The sequence below is a fragment of the Cellulomonas oligotrophica genome (assembly GCF_013409875.1).
GTDB classification, from domain to species: Bacteria; Actinomycetota; Actinomycetes; order Actinomycetales; family Cellulomonadaceae; genus Cellulomonas; species Cellulomonas oligotrophica.
The window spans coordinates 3,822,136-3,845,275 of sequence record NZ_JACCBK010000001.1; the positions used below are offsets into that span (position 1 = coordinate 3,822,136).

Below are 23,140 nucleotides of genomic sequence, written 5' to 3' on the forward strand. Positions count from 1 at the left end.
GGGCAGGTCAGGGCGGTGGCGCCGACCCATTCGACCCGTTCGGGGTCGCGGGGGCAAGCGGTGGACGGGCTGCGCGGGCCCGACGTGAGGCACGTCGCACCGCGCCGTCCTGCGCGGCGCGATCGCGGGCACGCAGCCCGGGCGGGGTCACGGCCCGCTCGACGAGGGCGAGCAGACCCTCCACGAGCAGGCACAGCGCGGCGACCAGCAGCCCGCCGGCGAGCGCCTGGCCGTAGCGCTGCGTGCTGAACCCCGTGACGACGATCGTGCCGAGGCTCGTGCCCCCGACGAGGGCCGCGAGCGGCACGGTCGCCAGGACCTGGACGGCGCCCGTGCGGATGCCCGCAGCGATCAGGGGCAGCGCGAGGGGGACCTCGACCGTCCACAGCCGGGCGCTGCCCGACAGGCCGAGGCCGCGGGCGGCGTCGCGCACGTCGGGGTCCACCCCGCCCACGCCCGTGACGGCGTTCGCCAGGATCGGCGGCACGGCGAACACCGCGCAGGCCACGGCCGTCGCGCCGTTGCCGAAGTAGCCGGCGGCCGCGAGCAGCGTGAGCAGGGCCAGCGTGGGCAGGGCGCGCGTGGTGTTGGCGACGACGACGCCGACGGTCGCCCCGCGCCCGCGGTGGCCGAGCCAGAGCCCGGCCGGCAGCGCCACGACGAGCGCGAGCAGCACCGCCACGGCGGAGATCGTCAGGTGGGTGCCGGCGAGCTCGAGGACGCCGCGCCGGCCGGTCCAGTTCAGCGGGTCGTTCAGCCAGACGAACGCCTCGGTCAGGATGTCCACGTCGCCTCCCGGGCGTCGCGGCCGGGCTGGCCGGACGCGTCGGTGCGCGGGCCGCCGGCGGTGCCGTCGCCCTCGGCCCGCCGTGAGCCCCGCTGCCACGGCGTCAGCAGGCGCCCGAGCAGGAGGAGCAGGAGGTCGGCGACGAGCGCGAGCAGCAGGCACAGCACCGTCGCCGTCATGATCTCGGCGTGGTAGTTGCTGCGGAACCCGCGGAACATCAGCTGCCCGAGCCCGCCGTACCCGACGACGACGCCGACGGTGACGAGCGCCACGGTGCTGACGGTGGCCAGCCGCAGTCCGGTGATCACGGCCGGGACGGCCTGCGGCAGCTCGACGGCCAGCAGCATGCGGGCCCGCCCGTAGCCCATCCCGCGGGCGGCGTCGCGCACCGCGGGGTCGACGCCCTGCAGGCCGACCAGCACGTTGCGGACCAGCACGAGCAGCGCGTACACGACCAGGCCGATGAGCACGGTCGTGCGACCGATCCCCGTGTACGGCGCCAGCACGGCGAACAGCGCGAGCGACGGGATCGTGTAGAGCACCCCGGTGCCGGCCAGCACGGGGGCCGACCAGCGCGGACGCAGGTGCGCGAGCACCGCCAGCGGCAGCGCGACCAGCAGTGCGAGGAGCACCGCCTGCGCGGTCAGGGTCGCGTGCTGCTCCAGGTACCGCAGCACGTCGGGGCCGTTGCGCTCCAGGTACTGCCAGGAGAACCACGGGTTGGGGGGCGGGGAGGCCGCGGCGTCGAGGACCGGGCTGCCCCAGGGCAGGGCCGCGGGCGCGCCGGTGAGCAGGGAGGGCGGCAGCACCTGGACGACGCTACCCAGGGGCACCGACACCCGCGCGGCGACGCCGGCCGGCGGGCGGGCGTCGGTGGTCGGCGCTAGCGTCGCTGCGCGTGAGCAGCGAGCACCTCGTCACCCCCGCCACCGGGTCCCCGGCCGCGGCCCCGTCGGACGTCGCCGGTGCGCCGGCCATCGCGTTCGAGGGGGTGCGCAAGGAGTACGCCGGCGCCGTCGCCGTGGACGACCTCACGCTGCGGGTGCGCCGCGGCGAGCTGCTCGTGCTCGTCGGCCCCTCGGGCTGCGGCAAGTCGACGACGCTGCGGATGGCCAACCGGCTCGTGGAGCCGTCGGCCGGGCGCATCCTGCTGGGTGAGGAGGACGTGACCGACGTCGACCCCGTCGCGCTGCGCCGGCGCATCGGGTACGTCATCCAGCACGTCGGGCTGTTCCCGCACCGCACCGTCGCGCAGAACGTCGGCACGGTGCCGGGCCTGCTCGGCTGGGACAGGGCCCGCACGCGCGCCCGCGTCGAGGAGCTGCTCGCGCTCGTGGGCCTCGACCCGGCCCGGTACGCCCGTCGCTGGCCGCACGAGCTCTCGGGCGGCGAGCGCCAGCGCGTCGGGGTGGCCCGCGCCCTGGCCACGGACCCGCCGGTGCTGCTCATGGACGAGCCGTTCGGCGCGGTCGACCCGGTGGGGCGCGCCCGGCTGCAGCAGGAGTTCACCCGGCTGCAGCGCGAGCTCGGCACCACCGTGATGATGGTCACGCACGACATCGACGAGGCCGTGCGCATGGCCGACCGCGTCGTCGTCCTCAGCCGCGGGGCCCGCGTCGAGCAGCTCGCCACGCCGCTGGAGGTGGTGGCCCGGCCGGCGACCGAGGCCGTGGCCGATCTCGTGGGTCGCGGGCGCACCGCCCGTCTCCTCGCCCTCGGGCGTCTGGAGCGCGCCGACCTCGACCCGGCACCGGCCGCGCCCGGCGCGCCCGTGCGTGCCCCGGCCGACGGGGTCGTGCGGCTTGGTGCCGAGCTCGGCGACGTCGTCGGGGCGCTCACGCAGCAGATCGGCGGTGCGACGGCACCCGGCGCGGTGCCGGTGCTGGACGACGACGGACGGGCCGTCGGCACCGCCACGGCGCAGACGGTCCTGCGGGCCCTGCACCGGCTGACCGCGGAGCGTGCGGCGAGCTGATCGGGTGTCCGACGCCGCAGGACACCTGCCCCGGCTACGCTGCCCGGGTGACCGAGCCGACTGCACGCCTCGCCCTCGCGACCTGCGCCGAGCTGCCCGACCTCGACCCCGACGACGTGCCGCTGCGTGACGCCCTGCGCGAGCGCGGCGTCCCCACGGACGTCGTCGTCTGGGACGACCCCACGGTCGACTGGTCGGCCTACCCCCACGTGCTCATCCGCTCCACGTGGGACTACACCGACCGGCCCGCCCAGTTCGCGGACTGGACCCGCCGCGTCGAGCAGTACTCCACGCTGCTCAACCCCGCGGACGTCGTCGCGTGGAACATCGACAAGACGTACCTGCGCGACCTCGAGCAGCGTGGTCTGCCGATCGTCCCGACGATCTGGCTGGACCCCGAGCGCAACCTCAACGCCCGTGCCATCCACACCCGCTTCCCGGCGTTCGGCGACTTCGTCATCAAGCCGACCGTCAGCGCCGGATCGCGCGACACCGGCCGCTACGACGCGGGGGAGACCCCCTCGCGGTCGCTGGCGATCACGCACGCCAAGAACCTGCTCGCCGTCGGCCGCCGCGTGATGCTGCAGCGGTACCTGACCAACGTCGACGCCGAGGGCGAGACGGCGCTGGTGTACGTGGACGGGGAGTTCAGCCACGCCGTGCGCAAGGAGCCGCTGCTCGAGGGCCCGTACCGGGCCGGTGAGCAGGAGGGCGTGCTCTTCCGCGAGGAGGTCATGTCCCCGCGCGACCCGTCCCCTGAGGAGCGGGCCGTCGGTGACGCGGTGGTCGCCGCGCTCGCCGAGGTCTTCCCGGACCGCGCCCCGCTGCTCTACACGCGCGTCGACCTCATCCCCGACGACGAGCACAAGCCGGTGATCCTCGAGGTCGAGCTGGCCGAGCCGTCGTTCTTCTTCGCGCACTCGTCCGGCTCGGTCGAGCGGTTCGCGGACGCGGTCGCGGCCCGCGTGTAGCCCTCGGGCGGACGCCCGGCGACGGGCGCCCGTGCCCGCCGGGCGCCGCTGCGGGAGCGGTGGTGCGACCGGTGGCGTGAATGGTGGCGAGGAGTGGCCCGGACACCCGGTACACTCTTCGTCGGCCCTCCGAGAAGTCGGAGGTCGCCCAGTGGTGGCTATAGCTCAGGTGGTAGAGCACCTGGTTGTGGTCCAGGGGGTCGCGGGTTCAAGTCCCGTTAGCCACCCGATGGACGCAGGGCGTCGACCTCAGGTCGGCGCCCTGCGTCGTACCCGGGCCCGGTCCGCCGCGTCGCCGCCGTGGACCGGGCCGGGGCCCCTGCTCAGGCGCCCGGGAGCATCCCGCGCTTGACGCTCGTCCGCACGACCTCGGCGGCCAGCGCGCGGGCGTGGGCGGAGTCCGGGCCGGGCTGCGCGGGCAGCAGCGCCGCCCGGTAGTACCGCAGCTCGTCGATGCTCTCGAGGATGTCCGCCAGCGCGCGGTGGCCACCCTTCTTCTCGGGGGCGGCGAAGTACACGCGCGGGTACCACCGGCGGGCGAGCTCCTTGATCGAGGAGACGTCGACGATCCGGTAGTGCAGGTGGCCGACCAGGTCGGGCATGTCGCGCTCGAGGAACGCCTTGTCGGTGCCGACGGAGTTGCCGGCGAGCGGCGCGCGGCCCGCGTCGGGGACCCATGCGCGCACGTAGTCGAGCACCTGCGCCTGCGCGTCGGCGAGGGACACGCCCTCGGCGAGCACGTCGAGCAGCCCCGACGTGGTGTGCATCGTGCGGACGAAGTCGTTCATCTGCTCCAGCGCCGCGGCGGGGGGAGCGACGACCACGTCGACGCCCTCGCCGAGCACGTTGAGCTCGGAGTCGGTCACGACGGCCGCGACCTCGACGAGCGCGTCGTGCTGCAGGTCGAGGCCCGTCATCTCGCAGTCGACCCACACGATGCGGTCGGAGCTCGTCTGCGGGGCGGGGGCGGGGGAGGAGGTGCTCACCGGGCCAGCGTAGGGCGCGGCACCGTCAGCGACCGTCCGGCCGGGGCCCCCGCGCCGCTGGTGGTGGGGGCGGCGGTGGTGCGGGGAGCGTCGAGGCGAGAGCCGACGAGACGAGCACGACGGCGACCACCGCCAGCGTCAGCCACCGGCTCGCGGACGAGGACACGCCCGACCAGCGCAGCACGACGAGCGCGACAGCCCCGGCCCCGAGGGCGAGCAGGGCGCGCCCGGTCCACCGGCCGGCCGCCCGCAGGGCGCGCCGGTACCAGGGTTCGGCGGCGGCCTTGCGCGCCGCCCGCCGGCCCATCAGACGAGCCGCCCGCCGGCTGCGGGCGGGCAGCTGGCGGGCGGTCGCATGGCGTCATGGTGGCACGTCCTCAGCCGCTGAGGGTCCACTCCTGGGGGTTCCAGCGGTGACGGCCGCGCGGGGTGCGCGGGTCGGGCGGTCGACCGGCGGCGTCGGCCGCGGGTCTGGAGCGGTCCTCCCGGGACCGCGCGCGGGCGGATCGGGCGAGCCGGTCGGCGTGGTCGCGTCGGGCGACCTCGAAGGTGGTGGTGGCGTGCACGGTGGCCTCCTGGGCAGGGCGCGGCGCACCCGCGGTGACGGGTGTGCTGCGGGGGTCGGTGCCTCCGACTCCACCAGAGCAGGGGGCCGCGGTCACGTCCTTTTCCGTCCGTCGTCCGGGCGTCGGGGCCCTGCCGAGGGTGACGTGGAAGGATCGGGCCGGCCCCGCGCCGCGACCGGTGCGGGCGGGACAGCGACGCGACGAGGAGGTTCCGTGGCTCCCGGCACCGGACCCGCGGCACGCGAGGACGAGACCCGGTCGGACTACCCGACGACGGGCGAGGCGACGACCGACGAGGCGACGAGCGACGACGTGCCGATCGACGACCGGACGACGGGCGACACCACGACGGACGGCGCCACCGGGGGAGCCCGCACCACCTCGGACGGGTCGGCGCCCGCCGGCCGCGGGAGCGCCCTGCGTACCCGGCTCCGCCCGTGGGCGCTGCCCGCGACGGTCGGGCTGCTGGTCGCCGTCGTGTACACCGTCTACTCCGCGGCCCAGTGGGACGCCTTCGTGGTCAAGTCGTGGGACCTGGGCATCTTCACCCAGCTCGCGCAGCGGTACGCGGCCCTCGAGGCCCCGGTCGTGCACATCAAGGGGCCCGACTACCACCTGCTCGGCGACCACTTCCACCCGCTGCTGGTGCTGCTCGGTCCCGTCTACGCGCTCGCCCCGAGCGCCTTCACGCTGCTCGTCGTGCAGAACGTGCTGCTGGGCGTCGCGGCGGCCGTCGTCACCCGGGCCGCGGTGCGCGTGACCGGGACGCTCGTCGGGGGGCTGCTCGGCGTGGCGTTCGGGCTGAGCTGGGGCCTGCAGCACGCCGTGGAGGCGCAGTTCCACGAGGTCGCGTTCGCGGTGCCGCTGCTCGCGGTCAGCCTCGCGGCGGCCCTGCAGGAGCGGTGGCGCACGGCCGCGGTCGCCGGTGCGCTGCTCGTGCTGGTCAAGGAGGACCTCGGGCTGACCACGGCCGTCCTCGGGGCGGTGCTCGCGTGGCGCGCGCGGCGTCCGGCGCTGCTGTGGGTCAGCGCCGTCGGCGTCGGGGGCTTCCTGCTCGCCACGCAGGTCGTGCTGCCGGCCCTCAACCCGGACGGCGCGTGGGCGTACGGCTCGCGGCTCGACCTCGGTGCCGTCCTGGCCGACCCGCTCGCGCTGTGGTCGCCCGCCAAGGGCTACACGCTGTGGCTGCTGCTCGCCGTCACCGCGGGCATCGCGCTGCGCTCGCCGTTCGTGCTGGTCGCCGCCCCGACGCTGGGCTGGCGGTTCCTCTCCGGCGAGCCGGGGTACTGGGAGCCGACGTGGCACTACAGCGCGGTCCTCATGCCTGTCGCGTTCCTGGCGATGGTCGACGGGATCGACCTCGCCCGTCGGGGCCGCGTGCGGTGGCTGCGGCACTACAGCCGGTACGCCCCGGCGGTCGCGCTCACCGCGTCGCTGATGCTGCTGCCCCAGCTCCCGCTGTGGCAGCTCACCGACCCGGGGCGGTGGTTCGCGGCCCCGCGCGAGGCGTCGGCCCGCGAGGTCCTCGCGGTCGTGCCCGACGGGGTGGTCGTCGAGACCGACGTCGGCCTGATGTCGTACCTCGTCGACTCCGCCGACGTCTACTACCTCGGCAACGACAACCCGGTGCCGGACTACCTCGTGATCGACCGGCAGGCCGGCGGCACGCCCGCGGAGTGGGGCGACGTCCTGCAGGTCGCCGCGATCCTGCACCCGGAGGCGACGTTCGAGGCCGTGCTCGCGCTCGACGGCTACGAGGTCGCGCGCCGCGTCACGGGCTGACCGCCGGCGCCCGTGCGACGTCGTCCCAGGTCAGGAGAGTGCCCCCGCCGGGACTCGAACCCGGAACCTGCGGATTAGAAGGCCGTTGCTCTATCCGTTGAGCTACGGGGGCGGTGCGCCACCAGCGTAGTGGGGCAGCGGGGCGCACCGCGTGCAGGGTGCGCGGCGGCGGTCCGGGACGCCTGCGGACCCCGGCCGGGCGTCAGGACGCGGGGCGCGACGGGGTGAATCCGAGGGCCGTCACCCGCGTGCCGCGTTTGGCCTGGTCAGGTCTCGACCCAACAATGGGGGGGTGAGCGCGCACCCCGGCACTGTGCCCGCGCGCCCCGCGCCGTCGTCGTCCGTCCCGGACCGCGACGCTGGCACCGACGCCCGTGCGGTGGCGCGTGACGTCCTCGTGCGCCCGCTCGCCCAGACGTCGCTGCTCGACGCGGTCAAGGACCTGCGGCGCGACGTCGACGCCACGACGTTCCCGCTGGACATCGCCGGTGTCGACGCCGCGCGCGCCTCGCGGGCCCGGCTCGTCGACCAGCTCGGCGAGCACCTCGTGCCCCGGCTGACCGAGCTGTCCGCCCCCGCCGTCGTCGTCGTGTCCGGCTCGACCGGCGCCGGCAAGTCGACGCTCGTGAACTCCATCGTCGGGCGCGAGGTCACCGCCGCCGGCGTGCTGCGGCCCACCACGCGCCGCCCGGTGCTCGTGCACCACCCCCTCGACGTCGACCTCATCTCCCACCACCCCGTGCTCGAGAGCGTCGAGGTCGCGCAGGACGAGGCCGTGCCGCGGGGGATCGCGCTGCTCGACGCCCCCGACCTCGACTCCGTCCTGGACTCCAACCGCGAGTCCGCCCACCGACTGCTCGAGGCCGCCGACCTGTGGCTGTTCGTCACGACCGCGGCCCGGTACGGCGACGCGCTGCCGTGGCAGGTGCTCGAGGCCGCCGTGGAGCGCGGCACGTCCATCGCCATGGTGCTCAACCGGGTGCCCGCGGGCTCGCTGCCGGCGGTGCGCGGCGACCTGCTCGCCCGGCTGCGCGAGCACGGGCTCGCGGGTTCGCCGCTGTTCGTGGTGCCCGACGTCGGTCCGCACTCCGGGCCCCTCGACGCGTCGCTCGTCGCACCGGTCGCCCGGTGGCTCGCGATGCTCGCGGGGCCCGACCGTGCCCGCACCGTCGTCGGCCGCACGCTGCGCGGCGCGCTCGCGGCGCTGCGCCCGTGGGTCGACGAGCTCGCGGACGCGGTGCAGGCGCAGGCCGACGCCGCCGCCCACGTCGGGCAGGTGCTCGACGAGGCCGCGGCCCTGCCCGTCGCGGACGCCGAGGTCGCGATCCGCGCGGGGACGGTCGCCGACGGCGCCGTGCGGGCCCGGTGGACCGAGCTGACGGCCGCGGGCGCCCCGCTGGCGCGTCTCACCGACCGCCGCGGCCGCGCCAAGGGAGGGCCGCGGCACGCCCGCGCCCGCACCGTCGCGGTCGTCCCGCTGCTCGCCGACCTCGTCGACTCGGCGGCCGCCGTGCTGGCGTCCGCGGGCGAGCACGCCGAGGACCTGCTGCGCGCCGCGCTCGACGGGCCGTCGGCCCCGCCCGGGGGTGCCGACGTCCTGGCCGCGTGGCCCGCCCGGGTGTCGGGCCGGACGACCGCCGCCGAGCGCGCGGCACGGGCGTGGACCGCCGAGGGTGCGCGGGCCGTGCGGGCGCTGCTCGCCGCCGCCGACCAGGGGGCCGAGCTCGAGTCCGACCGCGTCCGGGCCGCCGCCCGGGCGGTCGGCCCCGACGCCCTCGCCGCGGTCGCGCTCACCGCCGCCGCGGGCGTGCCGGGTGCCGCCGACGGCCTCGCGGCCCTGATCGGCACGCACGCCGAACCGCTCGTCGAGCACCTGCGCGACGACCTCGCCGACCGGGCGCGCGACCAGGTCGGCCTCGAGCGTGACGCCGCGGGCAGCACGTTGTCCGACCCGGACCTGGCCGAGGACGCGTCCTCGCGCCTGCGGCTACGGCTGGCCGTCCTCAAGGGGCTGACATGAGCGCAGGCGCGCACAGCGAGGGTCGCAGCACCGGCACGGGTCCCGAGGACGAGGAGATGCTCCCCGACCAGCACGTGCCGGCACCGGTACCCGTGCCCGCCGCGTCCGTGCACCCCGTCGCGGACGTCCTGGCGGACCTGGGTGACGGCGACGCGCCCGGGGTCGTGCCCGACGACGCGCCGGCGGGCGCGGTCCACGGCGCCCGCACGGCCGAGCTCGCCGCGCGCGTCGAGGCCCTCGAGGCCGCGCTGGCCGTCGGCGGGACCCGCCTCGACCCGACGGTCGTCGCCGCCGTCGGCGACACGCTCGACCAGGTGCGCGAGCGCCTCGACCTGGGCGTCGACCACACCGTCGTCGCCCTGGTCGGCGGCACCGGGTCCGGCAAGTCGAGCCTGTTCAACGCCGTCAGCGGCCTGCAGTTCGCCGACGTGGGCGTGCGCCGCCCGACGACGTCGACCGTCACCGCGTGCGTGTGGGGTGCCGACGGCGGTCCGCTGCTCGACTGGATCGGCGTGGGCCCCGACCACCGGATCGAGCGGGAGAGCGAGCTCGACGGCGACGCGGAGGCCGCGCTGCGCGGCCTGGTGCTGCTGGACCTGCCCGACCACGACTCGATCGCCCCCGAGCACCGGGCCGTCGTGGACCGGGTGCTGCCCCAGGTCGACCTCGCCGTGTGGGTCGTCGACCCGCAGAAGTACGCCGACGACGCCCTGCACTCGGGGTACCTGCGCCGGCTGACCGGCCGCTCGGCGTCGATGCTGCTCGTGCTCAACCAGATCGACACCGTCCCGCCGCCCGTGCGCCGCGAGCTGCTCGCCGACGTCGCCCGGCTGCTCGCCGAGGACGGCCTGCCCGACGTGCCCGTGCACGAGGTGTCGGCGCGCACCGGCGAGGGCGTGGGGCGGCTGCGCGCCGCGCTCGCCGAGGCGGTCGCGGGCCGGTCGGTCGCGGCCGTGCACGCCGAGGCGGAGGTCGCGCAGGCCGCGCGGACCGCGGGCACGCAGGTCGCGACCCGGGAGCCCGCCCCGACGCAGCTCGCGATCGGGCACGTGGTGGAGCGGCTCGCGCAGGCCGCCGGGCTCGTGGCGGTCGCCGACGCGGTCGGCGCGGTCGTGCGCGGCGGGTCGGCCCGGCTCCCCGAGCTCGGGCAGGTGCACGCCGAGGGCGTGGGGCTGACGCGGTCGGCGTGGCTGACGTCCGTGACGCAGGGCCTGCCCCCGCGGTGGGCGGCTGACCTGCGCGAGCGGGTCGCGACCGCCGGCGAGCTGCGGCAGGGCGTGACGGAGGCGCTCGCCGCGGTGACGGTGACGAGCCGGCGCTCGGGGCTGGGCGCCGGGCTGGGTGTCGCGGCGCTGGTCGTGCTGGGCCTCGGGCTGCTCACGGGGGCGGCGGACGTGGCGGGACGGCTGGGGGCGTGGGACGCACCGGGCTGGCTGACGCCCGTCGCGGTGGGTGTGCTGGTGGTGGCGGCCGCGCTGGCGGTGGCCACGGTGCTGGTGCGCCGCCGGGCGGGGCGCCGTGCCGCGCAGCGGGTCCTCGACGAGGGGCGTGCGGTCATCGAGGCCGCCGCCCGCGCGCGGCTGCTCGCACCGACGCAGGACGTGCTGGCCGAGCACCGCCGGGTCCGCGAGCTGGTCGCGCGGGCGTCGTCCGGCGCCTGACGGGCGCACCGCCGAGCCGCCCACAGCCCCGCCGGGCCGTGGCCACGGCACCGGCACGCGGGGCGGGGCCGTCGTGGCCGGCGCGGTCGCCCGACGCTGGCGGCTCACGCCCTGCAGGAGCGGGGCCAGGCACGGGAGGCATCCCATGGCGACGCACACCCCTGACGTCACGGTCGTCGGCTGGATCGGGTCGGAGGTCCGCTCGTTCCACACCGACGACGGCGGGGTCCCGTTCGCGCAGTTCCGGCTCGGCGCGACGCGGCGGTTCTTCGACCGGCAGAGCGGGGCGTTCCGCGACGGACCGACGGTCTGGTACACGGTCAAGGCGTGGCGGCAGACCGCCCTCAACCTGGGGCACTCGCTGCGCAAGGGCGACCCGGTGGTCGTCGTCGGGCGGCTCGCGACGAGCGAGTGGGTCGCCCAGGACGGGCCGCGCACGGACGTCGTCATCGAGGCGACGGCCGTGGGGCACGACCTGACGTACGGGACGGCGCACTTCCGGCGTGCGATGACGACGCGGCCGAGCGCGGACGACGGGACGGACGCCGCGGCCGCGGGGGAGGGCCGGGCCGGCGAGCGGGACACCGCCGTCGACGTGTCCGACCTGGTCGAGGACCCGCAGGACGAGCTCGGCGCGTCCCCCGTCCTGCCGGGGGACGGCGCCGACGCGGGCCCGTGGGGCGTGCCGGGCATCGAGGAGGTCGAGCCCGCACTGGTCGGACGCGGGTGATCGCCTAGGCTGGTGGATCGGCAACCCGACGACGCCGCAGGTCGGTCCTGCCCGGCGCTGCCCGGCGCACAGCCGGCGGCCCGCGCGCACCGGCCCGCGGCGTCACCCACCCGAGCGACCCGAGGCGGACGAGCAGTCAGTGGCTGAGTTCATCTACTCCATGTACAAGGCGCGCAAGGCGCACGGCGAGAAGGTCATCCTCGACGACGTCTCCCTCAACTTCCTGCCCGGCGCCAAGATCGGCGTCGTCGGGCCGAACGGTGCGGGCAAGTCGACGATCCTCAAGATCATGGCGGGCATCGACCAGCCCTCCAACGGCGAGGCGCGGCTCTCGCCGGGCTACACCGTCGGCATCCTCCAGCAGGAGCCGCCGCTGAACGAGGAGAAGACGGTCCTCGGCAACGTCGAGGAGGGCGTCGCCGAGATCAAGGGCAAGCTCGACCGCTACAACGAGATCTCCGCGCTGATGGCGGAGCCCGACGCGGACTTCGACGCGCTGCTCGCCGAGATGGGCCACCTGCAGGAGGCCATCGACGCGGCCGACGCGTGGGACCTCGACGCCCAGCTCGAGCAGGCCATGGACGCGCTGCGCTGCCCGCCGCCGGACGCCGACGTGTCGGTGCTCTCCGGCGGTGAGCGCCGCCGCGTCGCGCTGTGCAAGCTGCTCCTCGAGAAGCCCGACCTGCTGCTGCTCGACGAGCCCACCAACCACCTGGACGCCGAGTCGGTGCTGTGGCTCGAGCAGCACCTGCAGGCCTACCCCGGTGCGATCCTGGCGGTCACCCACGACCGGTACTTCCTCGACCACGTCGCCGAGTGGATCTGCGAGGTCGACCGCGGCCGCCTGTACCCGTACGAGGGCAACTACTCCACGTACCTGGAGAAGAAGCAGGAGCGCCTGCAGGTCCAGGGCAAGAAGGACGTCAAGCTCGCCAAGCGCCTCAAGGAGGAGCTGGAGTGGGTGCGGTCCAACGCCAAGGGCCGGCAGACGAAGTCGAAGTCGCGCCTGGCGCGCTACGAGGAGATGGCGGCCGAGGCCGAGCGGACGCGCAAGCTCGACTTCGAGGAGATCCAGATCCCGCCGGGCCCCCGCCTGGGCAACGTGGTCATCGAGGCGAAGGACCTGAACAAGGGCTTCGACGGCCGCACGCTCATCGACGGCCTGAGCTTCTCGCTGCCGCGCAACGGCATCGTCGGGGTCATCGGCCCCAACGGCGTCGGCAAGACGACCCTGTTCAAGACCATCGTGGGCCTCGAGCCGCTCGACGGAGGCGACCTCAAGGTCGGCGAGACCGTGTCGATCTCGTACGTCGACCAGTCCCGCGGCGGCATCGACCCCAAGAAGACCCTGTTCGAGGTCGTCTCGGACGGCCTGGACTTCCTCAAGGTCGGCAACGTCGAGATGCCCTCGCGCGCCTACGTGGCCGCGTTCGGCTTCAAGGGCCCGGACCAGCAGAAGCCCGCGGGCGTGCTGTCCGGCGGTGAGCGCAACCGCCTGAACCTGGCGCTGACCCTCAAGCAGGGCGGCAACCTGCTGCTCCTCGACGAGCCGACCAACGACCTCGACGTCGAGACCCTCGGCTCGCTGGAGAACGCGCTGCTGGAGTTCCCCGGCTGCGCCGTGGTCGTCTCCCACGACCGGTGGTTCCTCGACCGCGTCGCCACGCACATCCTCGCGTACGAGGGCACCGAGGAGGACCCGGCGGCCTGGTACTGGTTCGAGGGCAACTTCGCGTCCTACGAGGAGAACAAGGTCCAGCGCCTGGGCGCCGACGCGGCCCGCCCGCACCGGGTGACCCACCGCAAGCTGCGCCGCGACTGACGTGGTCACGGACGCGCCCGTGCCGCCGCCCGACCGCCCCGCGGGGCCGGGTGGGGGCGCGGGCACGTCCGGTGCCACGCTGCTCGACGCGCTCGAGCAGCTGCGGACGCGGCTCGACCAGGCGGTGCTACCCCTCCAGGCACCCGGTGCCGACGACGCGCGGGCCCTGCGCCGGCAGGCGCTCGAGCAGCTCGACGACTACCTGCTGCCCCGGCTGCGTGCGTCAGCCGCCCCGGTGCTGGCCGTGCTCGGCGGGTCGACGGGTGCCGGCAAGTCGACGCTGGTGAACTCGTTGCTCGGCGCGCGGGTCTCAGCCGCTGGTGTGCTGCGCCCGACGACCCGGTGGCCGGTGCTGGTGCACCACCCCCTCGACGGGCGCTGGTTCAGCACCGACCGCGTCCTGCCCGGTCTGGCCCGGCTGACGGCCCGGGCCGCCGACCCTGGGCCGGCCGCCGACCCTGGGCCGGCCGCCGACCCTGGGCCGGCCGCCGACCCCGCGGCCGGGGCCGCGCGACGGCGGGGGGCAGGGCTCACGCTCGTGGCCTCCGAGGCCGTCCCGCAGGGCCTGGCCCTGCTCGACGCTCCCGACGTCGACTCCGTCGTCGAGGAGAACCGCACCCTGTCGCGGCAGCTCCTCGCCGCCGCCGACCTGTGGCTGTTCGTCACCACGGCCGCCCGGTACGCCGACGCCGTGCCGTGGGAGCTGCTGCACGACGCGGCCGCACGCCGCACCGCCCTCGCGATCGTCCTCGACCGCGTCGACCCGGGCGAGGAGGACGCCGTGCGCACCCACCTGCGCGCGATGCTCGACGCGCAGGGGCTGCCGGGGACCCCGGTGCTGCTGGTGCCCGAGGAGCAGCCCGTCGACGGGCTGCTGCCCGCGTGGGCGGTGGCACCCGTGGCGGAGTGGCTGACGGCTCTGGCCGCCGACCCGCAGGCCCGGGCCGGTGTCGTCGGTCGCACGCGCGACGGTCTCGTCGCCGACCTCGCCACCCGCGCGGGCCGCGTCGCGGACGCCGTCGACGCCCAGCGCGACGCCGACGCCCGCCTGCGCGCGGCGGTCGCGCACGCCTACGACCAGGCCGCGGACGACGTCGCTCGGGCGACGTCCGACGGTCGGCTGCTGCGCGGGGAGGTCCTGGCCCGCTGGCAGGACGTCGTCGGCACGGGTGAGCTCATGCGGTCCGTCGAGGAGCGCGTCGGCCGCTGGCGCGACCGCCTCACCGCGTACGTGCGCGGCCGCCGGGCGGACGACCCCGCGCTCGCCGAGGCGATCGGCCGCAGCCTCGACGCGGTCGTCGTCGACGCCGCCGAGCGGGCGGCCGAGCACGCGGACGCCGCGTGGCGCGCCGACCCCGCCGGGGCGGGCCTCCTCGACGGGCTCGCGCTCTCGCGCGCGTCGACCGGCATCCGTGCACGGGTCGCCGACGAGGTCCGCGCGTGGCAGGACGACGTCCTGGCGCTGGTCCGCGACGAGGGCGCGGGCCGGCGCACGCAGGCGCGCGCGCTGTCGTTCGGCGTCAACGGCCTCGGCGCCGCGCTCATGCTCGTGGTGTTCGCCTCCACGGGTGGGCTCACCGGCGCCGAGGTCGGCATCGCCGGCGGCACCGCGCTGCTCGCCCAGCGCCTGCTCGAGGCGGTGTTCGGCGACGACGCCGTCCGGCGGCTCACCGCTACCGCGCACGACCTGCTGCGCACCCGGGTGCGCGGCGTGCTCGACGCGGAGGCGGCACGGTTCACGTCCCAGCTCGACGCACTCGGGGCCGGCTCGGCGACGGGGGAGCCGTTGCGCGCGGCGACGGCGCGTGTCGTCGCCGCGCCTGCCCCGGACGCCCCCGCCCCCGCCGGTGCCGCCCCCGCCGGTGCCGCCCCCGCCGGTGCCGCCCACGGCGGTGGAGCGGCGGGCGGTGACGGCGCCGCGCCCCCGGGCCGTGAGCGCCCGGCTTCGGGCGGCCTGCGCGGCGTCGGCACGGTGCCGCCGCCGGACCGGGCGGGCGGGCGTGCCGCGGACGGCGCCGACGACGACGCGCCGCGGCCCCCGCACCGGCGCGGCTGGTGGCAGCGCCTGACCGGCCGCGACGGGACGCGCGCGTGAGCGCACCCCTCGACGCGGTCGACGCCCTCGCCGACGCCCTCGACGCCGGCCGCGGACGCCTGCCCGACGCCCTCGTGGACCGCGGCGACGCCGTCGTCGCGCACGCCCGCGACCGCCTCGCCCTGTCCGGGGACGTGACGGTCGTCGCGCTCGCCGGCGCCACCGGCTCGGGCAAGTCGTCCCTGCTCAACGCCCTCGCCGGTGCCGACGTCGCCCGGCCGGGCACGCTGCGGCCCACCACGTCGGCGCCGCTCGCGGTCGTGCACGGCGACGCCGACGCGCACGCCCTGCTGGACTGGCTGGACGTCGCCGACCGCCACCGCGTGCCCGCACCGGCAGGCACCGCGACGGCGCTCCCGCCGGGCCTGGTGCTGCTCGACCTGCCCGACCACGACTCGGTCGTCGCCGAGCACCGGGCCGTCGCCGAGCGTCTCTACGCCCGCGTCGACCTGCTCGTGTGGGTGCTCGACCCGCAGAAGTACGCCGACGCCGCCGTGCACGACCGTTACCTGCGCCCCCTCGCCGAGCACGCCGACGTCATGGTGGTCGCGCTCAACCAGGTCGACCGGCTCGCCGGCGCCGAGCGCGGCACCTGGCTGGCCGACGCCCGCCGCCTCGTCGACGCCGACGGTCTGCGCGGGGTGCCCGTGCTGACGGTCTCGGCGCGCACCGGCGAGGGTGTCGACGGACTGCGCGCCCTGCTCGTCGCAGCCGCCGAGCGTCGGCGGGCTGCGACGCAGCGCCTGCGCGCGGACGTGCGCACCGTCGCCGACGCCGTCCTCGCCCGGACCGGGGACGCCCGCGTGCCCCGCCCCGACCCGGCCGCCGTCGAGCGCGCGTTCACGGACGCCGCGGGGGTGCCGACCGTCGTGGCCGCCGTGCGGGCGTCGGCCGCCCGCCAGGTGGTCGCCCGCACGGGCTGGCCGCCGCTGCGCCTGGTCGGCCGCCTGCGCGCCGACCCGCTGCGGCGCCTGCACCTGCGCGGCCCCGCCACCTCCGGCACCGCAGGACCGGGCGCCGCCGGTGGGGGCGCCGCCGGACGTCGTGATGCCGGGCGTCGCGATGCCGGACCGGTGACCGACGACGCCGTGGACCGCACGTCGCTGCCGCCGCCCGGCCCGCAGGCCCACGCACGCGCCGCCCTCGCCGCCCGCGCGCACGTCGACGCCGCGACCGCCGGGCTGCCGGACGCCTGGGTGCTCGCCGCCCGCGGGGCCCTGCAGCCCGACGCCTGGGCCCCCGACCTGGACCGGGCGGTCGCCGCGACGCCGCTGCTGGCCGAGCGCGCACCGTGGTGGGCGGCCGCGACCGACGCCGTGCAGCGCGTGCTCGTCACCGCCGCGGCGGCCGGGCTGCTGTGGCTCGCCGCGCTCGCGGTGGCGGCGTACCTGCGCCTGCCCGAGCCGGTCACCCCCGAGTGGGGGCCGCTGCCGGCGCCGACGGTCCTCGCGCTCGGCGGCGTGCTGCTGGGACTGCTCCTCGCGCTCGTGGGCCGGGTCGCGGCGGGGGTGCACGCGCGGGGCCGGGCCGCCCGGGCGCGACGCCGCCTGCACGCGGCGGTCGGGGAGGTCGCGCGGCGGCACGTCGTCGGACCGGTCGCCGCCGAGGTCGCGCGGTGGGACCGGTGCCGGTCCCGGGCTCGCGCGGCCCGCTGACCCACCGCACCGCCCACGCGCGGTCCTGCACGCCCGCACGTCAGGGGCGGGCAGACTGGTCCCGCAGGGAAGGCGGGCCGCCGGGCCCGCGGACGAGAGGAACCGATGGCCCGCCTCGAGGTGCCGGTCCAGCTGCGCTGGTCGGACATGGACGCGTACGCGCACGTCAACAACGTCGAGATGCTCCGCCTGCTGGAGGAGGCGCGCATCGAGGCGTTCTGGAGCCACCCCGTCGGCCCCGACGGCACCCGCCCGGACGGCGCCCTGCCCACGGCCGTGCTCGACGCCGGCCCGGGGGCGACGGTGTCGACGCTCGTGGCCCGGCAGGAGATCGAGTACCTGCGCCCGCTGGGCTACCGGCGCGCACCGGTGGTGGTCGAGATGTGGCTCGGCCACCTGGGCGGCGCGAGCATCGACGTCTGCTACGAGGTCCGCGACGCCCCGGCCTCGGCACCGGGCTCGCAGGTGTTCGCCCGCGCGACGACGACCCTGGTGCTCGTCGACCCGGCGACGGGTGCCCCGCGCCGCTGGGGGGACCACGAGCGCGCCGTGTGGGCGCCCTACGTGGAGGCGCCCCTCGTGCACCGCCGCCGGGCGCAGGCCTGACGGTCCGTCCCGCCCGCGCTCATCCGACCCTCGTCCGACCCGTGTCGGTGCGGGCGCGCTCGGCGGCCTCGGCCGCGCGGGCCATGTTGCGCTGCATGCCGCCGAAGACGACGCCGTGGAACGGCGTGACCGCCCACCAGTAGAGCTGGCCCGCCAGCCCGTGCGGGTGGAACAGCGCCCGCTGGGCGAGGACCACGGGCGCTCGCCGCCACGCGTCGCCGTCCCACGGCTCGGTGCGGGCGTCGGCGTCGTCGTCGGCGGAGCCGACGGGCTCGACGCGCAGCTCGAGCCACGCCAGGCCCGGCAGGCGCATCTCGGCGCGCAGCCGCAGCAGGTGCCCGGGCTCGATGGCCTCGACGCGCCAGAAGTCCACGGCGTCGTCGACCAGGAGCCGGCCGGGGTCGCGGCGCCCGCGGCGCAGGCCGGGACCGCCGACGACCCGGTCGAGCAGCCCGCGCACCCGCCACGCGAGCGACCACGAGTACCAGCCGCGCTCGCCGCCGACCGCCTCGACGACGCGCCACACGGCGGCCGGGGACGCGTCCACCTGCACGCGACGCTCGTCGACGTAGAGGGACCCGCCGGCCCAGTCCGGGTCGGACGGCAGCGGGTCGCTCGGCGCGCCGCGCACGGCGGCGGACGACCACCGGGTGGTCACGGCGGCGTCGCGCACGCGGGCGAGGGCCAGCCGGACGGCGCGGTCGAAGCCGATGAGGCCCTCGGGCGGGTCGGGCACGTGCTCGGCCACGTCGTGCTCGTCGCAGACCACCTCGTGCACGAGAGACTCCACGAGCGGGCGCGCCAGGCCGCCGGGGACGGGCGTCACCAGCGACACCCACAGGCTCGACAGGCGCGGGGACAGCACGGGCACGGGCACGATGAGGCGCCGGGGGAGCCCGGCGATCGCGGCGTACCGCTGCATCATCTGCTCGTACGTCAGCACCTCGGGGCCGCCGATGTCGAAGGCGCGGCTCACGTGCGCCGGCATGGACGCCGAGCCCACGAGGTAGCGCAGCACGTCGCGGACGGCGATCGGCTGGATCCGGTTGCGCACCCACCTCGGCACGGTCATCGCCGGCAGCCGCTCGGTGAGGTAGCGCATCATCTCGAAGGACGCGGAGCCCGACCCGAGGATCACGGCCGCGCGCAGCACGGTGGTGGGCACGCCGGACGCGAGCAGCACGTCGCCGACCTCGGCGCGCGAGCTCAGGTGCGGCGAGAGCTCCTCGCCCTCGGGGAACAGCCCGCCCAGGTAGACCATCCGACCGACCCCGGCGTCGCGTGCGGCCGTGCCGAACACCTCGGCGGTGCGCCGGTCGGTCTCGGCGAACGCCGGGCCCGTGCCGAGGGAGTGGATGAGGTAGTACGCGATCGCGACGCCCTCGAGCGCGGCGCGCGCCTGGTCGGGCTCGGACGCGTCGGCGGCGACGACCTCGACGTCGTCGTACCAGGGCCGTCCGCGCAGCCGGTCGGGGTGGCGGGCCAGCGCGCGGACCCGGTACCCGGCGGCGAGCAGCTCGGGCACGAGGCGTCCGCCCACGTACCCGGTCACCCCGGTGACGGCGACGAGCGGCGCGTCGGGGCGCGGGCGACCGTCGGGACCGAGCCCCGGCACGAGGCCGGGGAGGGTCTGCGCGACCGGTCGGGGGTCGAGGTCGCCGTCGTCGAGGGTCACGTCGCCGCGGGGCTGCTGGTCGGTCACCGTGGCAGTCTGCGGGCGCTCGGCCCGGCCCGCACCTCGGCGCGTCAGCCCGTCAGCAGGTCGAGCGTGCGCCGCTCGGCGACCTGCTGGGAGCGCGTCGGCGCGATGTGCTCGCCGCGCTCCCAGAGCTCGACGACGCGGGGGTCGACGTACGACGCGCGCGCCACCGCCGGGGTGTTGCCGAGCTCGGCGGCCACGTCCGCGACGACGCCGGCCACGACCCGGCGGCGGGCCCGCTCGCTGCGCGGCGGCGGGCCGGCGTCCGCGAGCCCCCGGGCGGCCAGGACGGTCGCGTGCCACGTGCGGAAGTCCTTGGGGGTGGCGTCGCCGAGCCGGTCCTTGACGTACCCGGACACGTCGGTGCTGGTCACGTCGTGCCAGCCGGCGTCGTCGCGCCACGCGAGCAGCTCGGGGCTGTCGTCGCGGCGGCGCAGCAGGCTGCGCACGCAGGCGGCGACGACCTCGTCCTCGACGACGGTGTCGCGCACCTGGCCGGACTTGGCGGGGAACAGCAGGTGCACCGCGCCGGGGTCGTCGCCGTCCCGCGGGGTCAGGACCCGCACGTGCTCGCGTCGCAGCGTGGCCAGCCCGAACGAGCCGTGCCGGCGGGCGTAGCCCTCGCTGCCGATGCGCAGGTAGGCGCGGTCCAGGAGCCGGAACGCCAGGGCGAGGGCCTTGTCGCGGGGCCAGCCGTCGCGCGCCAGGTCGGACCGCACGCGCCGGCGTGCCGCGGGCAGCCGCCGGGCGACGTCGAGCACGTGCTCGTGCTTGAGCCGGGCCCGCCGGGCGGTCCACTGCTGGTGGTACAGGTACTGGCGCCGCCGGGCCTCGTCGAGCCCGGCGGCCTGGATGTGCCCGTGCGGCAGGGGGCAGATCCACACGTCCTGCCACGCGGGCGGGATCGCGAGCGTGCTGATCCGGGCGAGGTGCTGCTCGTCGACGACGCGTGCGCCCGCGTCGTCGAGGTACACCCAGCCGCGTCCCGCGCGACGGCGGGTCCACCCGGGCTGGTCGAGACGGACGCGTCGGAGCCTGACCACCGACGCAGTCTCACCCGGCCGCGCCCGGACCGCGCGCCGGACGCGGCCGCGCGCCCGGCGGCGGCGTCAGGCGGACGGGGTCAGCGCGCGCAGCGTCCCCGTCTGCGGGTTGCCGGGCCGGCCCTCGACGCTGTGCGTGAAGCCGTCGGCGAGCAGCTGCTCGAAGAGCTTGCCGCTGACCTTGCGCGGCGCCCGCACGAGCGTCACGTCGGCGCCGTCGTCCTGCAGCTCGCGGCGCAGCTGCAGCAGGGCGACGGGCTCGGTGCCCTCGCCGTACAGCAGCGCCACGCGGCGGCGGTCCGGGGCCGGGGTCTGCACGAGGTCGACGATCCGCTCGAAGCCGATCGAGAAGCCCGCGGCCGGCACGTCACGGCCCAGCCACTTGCCCACGACGCCGTCGTAGCGCCCGCCGCCGGCCACGGACCCGCCGGAGCCGGCGTGCGCGACCTCGAAGATCGGGCCCGTGTAGTACCCCATGCCGCGCACCAGGGTCGCGTCGAACTCCACGCGCGCCCACGGCAGCAGCGTCCGCACGGCGTGCACGATGGCGGGCAGGTCCCGCAGGTCGACCTCGCCCGCACCGGCGACGTCGATCCGGCCGTCGCGCAGCGGCGCGTCGTCCGGGCCGGACTGCCCGCGCAGCGCGGCCGTCGTGGCGAGCAGCCGCTCGACGGCCCCGGCGTCGGCCAGGCCCTTGCCGGTGATCTCGGCCGCGACGCCCTCGGGCCCGATCTTCGCGAGCTTGTCCAGCGCGACGAGCACCTCGCCGCCGTGCTCGGGCGCGACGCCGGCGGTGGTCAGCAGGTCGGTGAGCACCCGCCGGTCGTTGACGAGCAGCGTGACGTCCTCGCCCATGCCGAGGTCGGCGAACGCCGAGAGGGTCGCGACCAGCAGGTCGACCTCGGCGAGCATGCCGGGCTCGCCGATGATGTCGATGTCGACCTGCGTGAACTGCCGGTACCGGCCCTTCTGCGGCCGCTCGGCCCGCCACACGGGCCCGGTCTGCAGCGACCGGAACACGGTCGGCAGCGCCGCGGCGTGCGACGCGTAGAAGCGGGTCAGCGGCACCGTGAGGTCGTAGCGCAGCGCGAGGTCGGCCGCGTCGGCGGGCAGCACGGCCTCGTCGGCGGGCAGCCCGCGGCGCAGGATCTCGAACAGCATCGACTCGTTCTCGCCGCCCTGGTTCGAGCGCAGACGCGTCAGCGGCTCGACCGCCGGGGTCTCGATCTCCGCGAACCCGAACCGGCGGTAGGTGTCGCGGATCGTGCCGAGCACCGCGTCACGGCGGGCCTTGTCGGCAGGGAGGACGTCGCGCATGCCGCGCGCGGGCACCACGGGGCTGGCCATGGGCGTCGATCCTAGTGCGGGTCAGTCCGGGAGCCGGACCATGCCCTCCTGCGCGATGGACGCGACGAGCGTGCCGTCCTGGGCGAACACGCGCGCCGCACCCAGGCCGCGCCCGCCCTGCGCGCTGGGCGTGGACTGCACGTAGAGCAGCCACTGGTCGACCCGCACGTCGCGGTGCCACCACATGGCGTGGTCGAGGCTCGCGATCGACAGCCCCGGAGTGGCCCACGACGACCCGGCCCGGCGCAGCACCGGCTCGAGCATGACCTGGTCGCACGCGTACGCCAGCAGCGCGCGGTGCAGCAGCTGGTCGTCGGGCAGCGGGGAGCGCGAGCGGATCCACACGGCCTGGCGGCCCTGCCCCGGCTCCCGGTCGGGGCGCAGGTAGATCGACCCGCCGACGTGCCGCAGGTCGAACGCCGCCTCCTGGGTCCAGAACTTCGCGACCGGGTGGTCGACCGCACCGAGGTGGTCGAGCGCGGACTCGACCTCCTCCGGCCCCGGCACGTCCTCCGGCATCGTCTCGGCGTAGTCGACGCCGGGCTGCTCCTCCTGGAACGACGCGATCATCGACAGGATCGGCGCACCGTCCTGGAGCGCGTGCGTGCGGCGCGCGGTGAACGACCGGCCGTCGCGCAGCCGCTCGACGGCCAGGGTGATGGGCTTGCGCACGTCGCCCGCCCGCAGGAAGTACCCGTGCAGCGAGTGCGGCAGGCGCCCGTCGGGCACCGTGCGGCCCGCGGCGAGCAGCGCCTGGGCGAGCACCTGCCCCCCGAACACCCGCCCGCCGGGCTGCGCCAGGCTCGTCGCGGTGAACTCGTCGTCACCCGCGCCGGGCTGCACGTCGAGCACGCGCAGCACCGCCGCCGTGGGGTCGTCCGTCGTCATGCGCCGTCCTCGTTCCGGTCGGGGCCGGGGCCGTCGTGGCCCGGTTCAGTCGTCGAAGGTGTTGAGCAGCGAGTGCGCGGCCCGCTCCAGGTAGTCCCACAGCTCGGCGCGGTGCAGGGGTGCCAGGTCCAGGGAGTCGACGGCCGCGCGCATGTGCGCGAGCCAGCGGTCCCGGGCGTCCGGGTTCACCTTGTAGGGCGCGTGCCGCATCCGCAGGCGCGGGTGGCCGCGCTGGTCGGAGTACGTGGTGGGCCCGCCCCAGTACTGCTCGAGGAACATCGTCAGCCGCTCGGCGGCCGGGCCGAGGTCCTCCTCGGGGTACATCGGGCGCAGCACCTCGTCCTGCGCGACGCCCTCGTAGAACTTCTCGACCAGCCGCGCGAAGGTCTCGCGGCCCCCGACGGCGGTGTAGAACGCGTCGCTCCTCACGGCGCCATCCTCACACGGGGCACGCCCGCGACCCCGCGCGGACGGTGCGCGGGTGGGGGACGTCACGTCGTCGGGCGA

19 protein-coding genes and 2 tRNA genes are annotated in these 23,140 nt (G+C 76.7%); 11 read left to right on the forward strand and 10 right to left on the reverse strand.

Annotation, left to right across the window (positions count from 1 at the left end; translation table 11 throughout):
* Nucleotides 1–7: 7 nt before the first annotated feature.
* Nucleotides 8–787: an ABC transporter permease gene (locus tag BKA21_RS17540; RefSeq protein WP_140460235.1), complete on the reverse strand. Its 780-nt coding sequence runs from the start codon at nt 785–787 to the stop codon at nt 8–10.
* On the reverse strand, nt 775–1,557 hold the full coding sequence (locus tag BKA21_RS17545; RefSeq protein ID WP_140460306.1) for an ABC transporter permease: 783 nt from the start codon (nt 1,555–1,557) through the stop codon (nt 775–777). Before BKA21_RS17545 ends, BKA21_RS17540 begins: the two co-directional genes overlap by 13 nt.
* 128 nt (nt 1,558–1,685) lie before the next feature.
* Between BKA21_RS17545 and BKA21_RS17550 the strand changes: the two genes are divergently transcribed.
* The 3 genes from BKA21_RS17550 to BKA21_RS17560 all read left to right on the forward strand — a co-directional run bounded on the left by BKA21_RS17550 (nt 1,686) and on the right by BKA21_RS17560 (nt 3,960).
* Nucleotides 1,686–2,762: an ABC transporter ATP-binding protein gene (locus BKA21_RS17550; RefSeq protein ID WP_140460236.1), complete on the forward strand. Its 1,077-nt coding sequence runs from the start codon at nt 1,686–1,688 to the stop codon at nt 2,760–2,762.
* Between the two features lie 47 nt (nt 2,763–2,809).
* The gene (locus BKA21_RS17555; RefSeq protein ID WP_140460237.1) at nt 2,810–3,733 is read left to right on the forward strand and encodes an ATP-grasp domain-containing protein; all 924 of its coding nucleotides are present in this window, start codon (nt 2,810–2,812) and stop codon (nt 3,731–3,733) included.
* A 154-nt stretch (nt 3,734–3,887) separates the two neighbouring features.
* A tRNA-His gene (locus BKA21_RS17560) sits at nt 3,888–3,960 on the forward strand.
* A gap of 96 nt (nt 3,961–4,056) precedes the next feature.
* Here BKA21_RS17560 and orn read toward each other — a convergent pair.
* Both orn and BKA21_RS17570 read right to left on the reverse strand, forming a co-directional pair.
* Nucleotides 4,057–4,719, reverse strand: a complete 663-nt coding sequence (gene orn, locus BKA21_RS17565; RefSeq protein WP_140460238.1) for an oligoribonuclease — start codon at nt 4,717–4,719, stop codon at nt 4,057–4,059.
* A gap of 25 nt (nt 4,720–4,744) precedes the next feature.
* Nucleotides 4,745–5,026: a hypothetical protein gene (locus BKA21_RS17570; protein WP_140460239.1), complete on the reverse strand. Its 282-nt coding sequence runs from the start codon at nt 5,024–5,026 to the stop codon at nt 4,745–4,747.
* A 472-nt stretch (nt 5,027–5,498) separates the two neighbouring features.
* Here BKA21_RS17570 and BKA21_RS17575 point away from each other — a divergent pair, with 472 nt between their 5' ends.
* Entirely contained in the window at nt 5,499–7,067 is a 1,569-nt protein-coding gene (locus tag BKA21_RS17575) for a DUF2079 domain-containing protein (RefSeq protein WP_170209099.1), read from the forward strand.
* A gap of 39 nt (nt 7,068–7,106) precedes the next feature.
* Here the strand turns inward: BKA21_RS17575 and BKA21_RS17580 are convergent.
* A tRNA-Arg gene (locus tag BKA21_RS17580) sits at nt 7,107–7,179 on the reverse strand.
* A 180-nt stretch (nt 7,180–7,359) separates the two neighbouring features.
* Between BKA21_RS17580 and BKA21_RS17585 the strand changes: the two genes are divergently transcribed.
* The 7 genes from BKA21_RS17585 (at nt 7,360) to BKA21_RS17615 (ending at nt 17,656) form a co-directional block, all read left to right on the forward strand.
* The gene (locus tag BKA21_RS17585) at nt 7,360–9,087 is read left to right on the forward strand and encodes a GTPase domain-containing protein (protein ID WP_140460242.1); all 1,728 of its coding nucleotides are present in this window, start codon (nt 7,360–7,362) and stop codon (nt 9,085–9,087) included.
* Nucleotides 9,084–10,748: a GTPase gene (locus BKA21_RS17590; protein WP_239072890.1), complete on the forward strand. Its 1,665-nt coding sequence runs from the start codon at nt 9,084–9,086 to the stop codon at nt 10,746–10,748. Before BKA21_RS17585 ends, BKA21_RS17590 begins: the two co-directional genes overlap by 4 nt.
* Before the next feature lie 145 nt (nt 10,749–10,893).
* Nucleotides 10,894–11,478, forward strand: coding sequence for a single-stranded DNA-binding protein (locus BKA21_RS17595; RefSeq protein ID WP_140460243.1), 585 nt, complete (start codon nt 10,894–10,896; stop codon nt 11,476–11,478).
* 139 nt (nt 11,479–11,617) lie between these two features.
* Nucleotides 11,618–13,300 (forward strand): energy-dependent translational throttle protein EttA, encoded by a 1,683-nt coding sequence (gene ettA, locus BKA21_RS17600; protein WP_140460244.1) that lies wholly within the window; start codon nt 11,618–11,620, stop codon nt 13,298–13,300.
* A gap of 19 nt (nt 13,301–13,319) precedes the next feature.
* Nucleotides 13,320–15,395 carry a GTPase domain-containing protein gene (locus BKA21_RS17605; protein ID WP_140460308.1) on the forward strand — a complete coding sequence of 692 codons (2,076 nt, stop codon included), beginning with the start codon at nt 13,320–13,322 and terminating at the stop codon, nt 15,393–15,395.
* On the forward strand, nt 15,392–17,050 hold the full coding sequence (locus tag BKA21_RS17610; RefSeq protein ID WP_140460245.1) for a GTPase: 1,659 nt from the start codon (nt 15,392–15,394) through the stop codon (nt 17,048–17,050). Before BKA21_RS17605 ends, BKA21_RS17610 begins: the two co-directional genes overlap by 4 nt.
* Nucleotides 17,051–17,155: 105 nt before the next feature.
* A complete protein-coding gene (locus tag BKA21_RS17615) occupies nt 17,156–17,656 on the forward strand; it encodes an acyl-CoA thioesterase (RefSeq protein ID WP_140460246.1) in 501 nt (166 codons plus the stop codon).
* A gap of 19 nt (nt 17,657–17,675) precedes the next feature.
* On the opposite strand, the gene BKA21_RS17620 is transcribed toward BKA21_RS17615, so the two are convergent.
* From BKA21_RS17620 to BKA21_RS17640, 5 genes are all read right to left on the reverse strand, one after another.
* Nucleotides 17,676–19,358 (reverse strand): SDR family oxidoreductase, encoded by a 1,683-nt coding sequence (locus BKA21_RS17620; protein ID WP_239072889.1) that lies wholly within the window; start codon nt 19,356–19,358, stop codon nt 17,676–17,678.
* Between the two features lie 44 nt (nt 19,359–19,402).
* Complete coding sequence (locus tag BKA21_RS17625) at nt 19,403–20,398, reverse strand: DNA topoisomerase IB (RefSeq protein WP_140460247.1); 996 nt, start codon at nt 20,396–20,398, stop codon at nt 19,403–19,405.
* A gap of 66 nt (nt 20,399–20,464) precedes the next feature.
* Nucleotides 20,465–21,745 carry a histidine--tRNA ligase gene (locus BKA21_RS17630; RefSeq protein WP_140460248.1) on the reverse strand — a complete coding sequence of 427 codons (1,281 nt, stop codon included), beginning with the start codon at nt 21,743–21,745 and terminating at the stop codon, nt 20,465–20,467.
* A gap of 21 nt (nt 21,746–21,766) precedes the next feature.
* Nucleotides 21,767–22,633: an acyl-CoA thioesterase gene (locus BKA21_RS17635; protein ID WP_140460249.1), complete on the reverse strand. Its 867-nt coding sequence runs from the start codon at nt 22,631–22,633 to the stop codon at nt 21,767–21,769.
* Nucleotides 22,634–22,678: 45 nt separating this feature from the next.
* Nucleotides 22,679–23,062 carry a globin gene (locus tag BKA21_RS17640; RefSeq protein ID WP_140460250.1) on the reverse strand — a complete coding sequence of 128 codons (384 nt, stop codon included), beginning with the start codon at nt 23,060–23,062 and terminating at the stop codon, nt 22,679–22,681.
* Nucleotides 23,063–23,140 lie beyond the last annotated feature (78 nt).

Bases quoted from the DNA above. Each gene is read 5' to 3' on its own strand.
- BKA21_RS17570 (WP_140460239.1), bottom strand. From the start codon at position 5,026: ATGGGCCGGCGGGCGGCGCGCAAGGCCGCCGCCGAACCCTGGTACCGG.
- BKA21_RS17590 (WP_239072890.1), top strand. From the start codon at position 9,084: ATGAGCGCAGGCGCGCACAGCGAGGGTCGCAGCACCGGCACGGGTCCC.
- BKA21_RS17595 (WP_140460243.1), top strand. From the start codon at position 10,894: ATGGCGACGCACACCCCTGACGTCACGGTCGTCGGCTGGATCGGGTCG.
- BKA21_RS17615 (WP_140460246.1), top strand. From the start codon at position 17,156: ATGGCCCGCCTCGAGGTGCCGGTCCAGCTGCGCTGGTCGGACATGGAC.
- BKA21_RS17630 (WP_140460248.1), bottom strand. From the start codon at position 21,745: ATGGCCAGCCCCGTGGTGCCCGCGCGCGGCATGCGCGACGTCCTCCCT.
- BKA21_RS17635 (WP_140460249.1), bottom strand. From the start codon at position 22,633: ATGACGACGGACGACCCCACGGCGGCGGTGCTGCGCGTGCTCGACGTG.